At 57.8% G+C, this 2575-nt stretch carries 4 protein-coding genes and 1 pseudogene; 3 read left to right on the top strand and 2 right to left on the bottom strand.

Annotated elements, in window-relative coordinates; genetic code table 11:
* The 3 genes from F8N85_RS33640 to F8N85_RS33630 all read left to right on the top strand — a co-directional run.
* On the top strand, positions 1-873 hold an 873-nt coding region (locus F8N85_RS33640), incomplete at its 5' end, for a sigma-54-dependent Fis family transcriptional regulator (RefSeq protein ID WP_150807657.1).
* Entirely contained in the window at positions 836-1192 is a 357-nt protein-coding gene (locus tag F8N85_RS33635) for a type II toxin-antitoxin system Phd/YefM family antitoxin (RefSeq protein WP_224795805.1), read from the top strand. The genes F8N85_RS33640 and F8N85_RS33635, both read left to right, overlap by 38 nt.
* Positions 1189-1566, top strand: coding sequence for a type II toxin-antitoxin system VapC family toxin (locus F8N85_RS33630; protein WP_150807649.1), 378 nt, complete (start codon positions 1189-1191; stop codon positions 1564-1566). The genes F8N85_RS33635 and F8N85_RS33630 overlap by 4 nt, the downstream gene beginning before the upstream one ends.
* 216 nt (positions 1567-1782) lie before the next feature.
* On the opposite strand, the gene F8N85_RS33625 is transcribed toward F8N85_RS33630, so the two are convergent.
* Together F8N85_RS33625 and F8N85_RS33620 are read right to left on the bottom strand one after the other, a co-directional pair.
* Positions 1783-2358: an ANTAR domain-containing response regulator gene (locus tag F8N85_RS33625; protein ID WP_150804831.1), complete on the bottom strand. Its 576-nt coding sequence runs from the start codon at positions 2356-2358 to the stop codon at positions 1783-1785.
* 15 nt (positions 2359-2373) lie between these two features.
* Positions 2374-2575, bottom strand: a pseudogene (locus F8N85_RS33620) (nitrate ABC transporter substrate-binding protein); the annotation flags it as partial.

Genomic DNA, 2575 nt, shown 5'->3' with positions numbered 1-2575 from the left:
CGCCAGGCCGAACGTTTGCTGGAGAAAGACATCCCGTTGCTGATCCATGGCGAAACCGGAGTGGGTAAAGAGGTGTTCGTCAAAGCCCTGCATCAGGCCAGCTCCAGGAGCAAACAACCATTCATTGCCGTCAACTGTGCGGCGATCCCCGCCGAACTGGTGGAATCGGAGCTGTTCGGTTATGAAAAAGGCGCGTTTACCGGCGCCAATCAGAAAGGCAGCATCGGGCTGATCCGCAAGGCCGACAAAGGCACGCTGTTCCTTGACGAGATCGGCGACATGCCGCTGCCGACACAAGCCCGGTTGCTGCGAGTATTACAGGAGCGTTGCGTGCAGCCGGTGGGCAGCAGCGAACTGTTCCCGGTGGACATCCGCATCATCTCGGCGACCAATCACGCCTTGCGCGAACAGGTTCAAGCCGGGCGCTTTCGAGAAGACCTGTACTACCGCATCGGCGGGTTGACGCTGGAGCTGCCGCCCTTGCGTGAGCGCAGTGACAAGCAGGCGCTGTTCAAGCGTTTGTGGGAACAGCATCGGGAGCCGACTCAATGGGCCGGGCTGAGTCGTGAAGTCATGGAGCTGTTCACCCGCCATCCGTGGCCGGGGAATCTACGCCAGGTCAGCAGTGTGATGCAGGTGGCGCTGGCCATGGCCGAGGAACAACCGGTGCGGCCTGAGCATTTGCCGGATGATTTTTTTGTGGATCTGGAGATGAATGAGCCCACTCAACCCGCAGCTTCATGCCAACTAGACGGTTCAGAAGACTTGAACCAGTTGTTACGGGCGGCTGGTGGGAACATCTCACATTTGGCACGGCACCTAGGGGTCAGCCGCAATACGCTGTACAAGCGATTACGCAAATCAGACACCTGAAGACTCAACCAATTGTCGATACGTCTTTGCTCACCTCCAATATTTTGGCTATATTTGGCCAAAATATTGGAGATGCCAAATGATTACTGTCCCGTTAGGCGAAGCCAAGAACAACCTGTCCAAGCTGGTTGATGATGCCGCTGCCGGCCAGATCATCACAATTGCCAAACACGGTCGGGCCCTTGCCCGCCTTGTCCCTGTAGGAAAACCCACAGGCCGACGTATCGGCGCAATGAAAGGCAAACTGATCTTGCCTGAGGACTTTGATGCACCACTGCCAGACGACATGCTGGATGCATTTGAAGGAGCTCAAGGATGAGGGTTTTGCTCGACACTCATATTTTGCTATGGACCTTGAGTGACGACCCAAAACTTTCAGGCAAGGCCAGGAAACTGATTGAGAGCGCCACTGAGATTTATATCAGCACAGCGTCTTTTTGGGAGATGGCTATCAAAGTGGGGCTGGGCAAACTGAATGTCGATCTTGAAGGCATAAGGGACTCCTGCCTCGAAAGCGGATTCATAGAGCTACCTGTCACGTTTGAGCACGCCATCGCGGTCAAGGACCTGGAGCATCATCATCGAGATCCGTTCGACCGGCTCATTGTAGCAACCACAATGACAGAGCCCATGAAGCTCCTGACTGCCGACCCTATGGTCGCCAAGTACACCTCTCTGGCTATTCTGGTTTGATCTGTCGCCTGCGGTAGTTGGATTGTTAAGGTCACTCCCATTCTGGGCCTGACTCCAGATCATTCGCGAGCAGGCTCGCTCCCACAGGGGACCTATGTCGGCCACATGTTTGTGGTTTGTCACATATCCAATGTGGGAGCGGGCCTGCTCCGGGCGGCGTTCCGACGATAGCGGTGTAACAGGCGCCGCAGGGCTTAAGCCAGGCTCTGCAGGGTCTCAGCCCAACAACTCACTCATGGCAATAATCTGCTCGGCCACCTGTATCAGCTTCTGCTGGCGGCTCATGGCCTGGCGGCGCATCAGGGTGTAGGCCTCTTCTTCCTTGCAGCCCTTCATCTTCATCAACAAGCCCTTGGCCAGTTCGATGCGCTTGCGCTCGGCCAGTTGCTGGTCGCGGGCCTGGAGTTGGGCGCGCAAGGCCTGGTCGCTTTCGAAGCGGGCCATGGCCACGTCGAGGATGGGTTGCAGGCGCGCGGCGAGGATGCCTTCGACGATGTAGGCGCTGACCCCGGACTTGATGGCCTGACGCATCACGTCCGGGTCATGTTCGTCGGTAAACATGACGATCGGTCGTGGCTGGTCGCGGCTGACCAGCACCACTTGCTCCATCACATCGCGGCTCGGTGACTCGGTATCGATCAAAATCACATCTGGACGCACCGTTTCGACGCGTGCCGGCAGGTCGATGGTCAGGCCGGACTCGTCGATTACTTCAAACCCGGCCTCGGTCAGGGCCGCCTTGAGCCGGCCGACTTTTTTCGCGGTGTCGTTGATCAGCAGGATACGCAACATATTCGCAGTCTCCTGTCAGCGGCTGGCGAGAAGGGCGGATGAGTCGGTCATGGCGTGCAACTTGAAGCCGCTGGCATAACCGACCGGGTCGGAACCGTCCCAGATCTTGCCGTCGATCAATTGGCTGCTGCGCATTGTTTCGCCAGAGTGGCCGACGCCAACCGCGCTCGCCGCCTCGCGGTACAACTCGAGTTGCTGGACCTGGCGGGCGACGCCG

It is taken from the genome of Pseudomonas fluorescens, from assembly GCF_902497875.1.
GTDB classification, from domain to species: domain Bacteria; phylum Pseudomonadota; class Gammaproteobacteria; order Pseudomonadales; family Pseudomonadaceae; genus Aquipseudomonas; species Aquipseudomonas fluorescens_BR.
Note: the sequence above shows the minus strand (reverse complement) of the source record. Positions and strands in the feature narration are given on the sequence as shown.

What these genes read in the sequence shown, in the direction of transcription:
- F8N85_RS33625 (WP_150804831.1), bottom strand. Translation starts at nt 2,358, where the DNA reads ATGTTGCGTATCCTGCTGATCAACGACACCGCGAAAAAAGTCGGCCGG.
- F8N85_RS33630 (WP_150807649.1), top strand. Translation starts at nt 1,189, where the DNA reads ATGAGGGTTTTGCTCGACACTCATATTTTGCTATGGACCTTGAGTGAC.